Source organism: Streptomyces sp. NPDC058964 (genome assembly GCF_042741275.1).
GTDB lineage: Bacteria > Actinomycetota > Actinomycetes > Streptomycetales > Streptomycetaceae > Streptomyces.
In genome coordinates this window covers 2,206-3,874 of sequence record NZ_JBHYKH010000686.1, presented here as the reverse complement: position 1 = coordinate 3,874, position 1,669 = coordinate 2,206, and the positions used below count along the sequence as shown (strand labels likewise).

Genomic DNA, 1,669 nt, shown 5'->3' with positions numbered 1-1,669 from the left:
GTGTGTGTGCGGGGGGGGGCGCGGGCGGGTGTGTGTGTTTATTTGCCCCAGTGTGTCGCGGGGGGGCCGCGCCAGCTAATCTTGAAGGGGTTGGGGGGGGCGTGCCGCCCGAACCTGATCATCGCTGACGAGCCCACCACGGCGCTGGACGTGATGGTGCAGGCCCAGATCCTGGACCTGCTGTCGGACCTGGTGCGCGACGAGGGCATCGGCGTCATCATGATCAGCCACGATCTGTCCGTCCTCGGCCAGATGTGCGACCGGCTGGCGGTGATGTACGCCGGCGAGCTGGTGGAGTCCGGCCCCTCCCAGCAACTCCTGGACGACCCGAAGCACCCCTACACCCGGGCGCTGTCCCGTGCCTTCCCCACCATCGGCGACCCGGCCTCCCGCATGGCGCCGGCCGGCCTGCCCGGCGACCCGCCCGACCCGGCCGCGCTGGGCACGGGCTGCCCCTTCGCGGCCCGCTGCCCCGACCTGCACGAGGTCTGCGACAGCACCCCCGTCGAGCTGTGGCCGACCGGTACCGGACGGCAGTCGGCGTGCCTGCGGGTGCTGCCCGCCTTCCCGAACCTCTCCACGGCCCCGCCCGTGCCCGAACCGTCCGCGGAAGGAGCCCGCTCATGACCGTCACCACCACGGGCACGGTCACCGGACCCGACACAGCCACGGCGCCCGCGTTGGAAGTCCGCGACCTGCACATCACCTATCCACCCCGGGCAGGCCGCGGCCCCGCCCACGCGGTGGACGGCGTCGACCTCCAACTGGGCCGCGGCGAGATCCTCGCCCTGATCGGCGAGTCCGGCTGCGGCAAGTCCACCCTGGCACGCGCCCTGACCGGGCTGGTCAAGCCCACATCGGGCGAGGTGCTGTGCGACGGCGTACCGCTGCGCTACACGAGCGCCGCGCTGAAGGCGCACCGCCGCAAGGTCCAGTTCGTCCTGCAGGACCCCGGCGGCGCCCTGAACCCGCGGCAGAACGTGTTCGACGCGGTCGCCGAGGGTCCGCGGCTGCACCGAATGAAGGACGGCCTCGAACAGCGCGTGCACGTCGCCCTGTCCAAGGCGGGGTTGCGCCCTCCGGAGCAGTTCCTGTCGCGCTTCCCGCACGAGATGTCCGGCGGGCAGCAGCAGCGCGTGGTGATCGCGGGCGCGCTGGCGCTGGAGCCCTCGGTGATCGTGGCCGACGAACCGGTGGCCTCGCTGGACGCCTCCGTGCGCGGCGAGATCCTCAAGCTCGTCCTCGACCTGCGCCGCGACCTCGGCCTGTCCTCCCTGGTGGTGAGTCACGACCTGGGCCTGGCCTGGAACATCGCCGACCGGGTGGCGGTGATGTACCTGGGCCGGATCGTCGAGGTGGGCACCGTGGAGGAGGTCCTGCTCACGCCTAAGCACCCGTACACCAAGGCGCTGCTGTCGGTGGTGTCCGCGCAGGGCGGGCGCGGTGAGCGGCGGCCCCAGCTGCTCCAGGGCGAGCCGCCGGACCCGACGGACGTGCCCGAGGGCTGCCGGTTCCATCCGCGCTGCCCGGTGTGGGCCGGCCTCGACACGGCGGGCCGCGCGGAGACGGGCTGCGACCGGCGGACACTGCCGATCCTGCCGGCGCCGGCGTCGACCCGCCGCCCGGCCCCCAGTCACCACCCCAGCCCGAACTGCACCCCCCCCCCCCA

2 protein-coding genes are annotated in these 1,669 nt (G+C 73.4%); both read left to right on the top strand.

Annotated elements, in window-relative coordinates; all coding sequences use genetic code 11:
• Positions 1 to 90: 90 nt before the first annotated feature.
• Positions 91 to 627 carry an oligopeptide/dipeptide ABC transporter ATP-binding protein gene (locus ACFW2E_RS43005; RefSeq protein WP_384476476.1) on the top strand — a complete coding sequence of 179 codons (537 nt, stop codon included), beginning with the start codon at positions 91 to 93 and terminating at the stop codon, positions 625 to 627.
• On the top strand, positions 624 to 1,669 hold a 1,046-nt coding region (locus ACFW2E_RS43000; protein WP_384476473.1), incomplete at its 3' end, for an ABC transporter ATP-binding protein. The genes ACFW2E_RS43005 and ACFW2E_RS43000, both read left to right, overlap by 4 nt.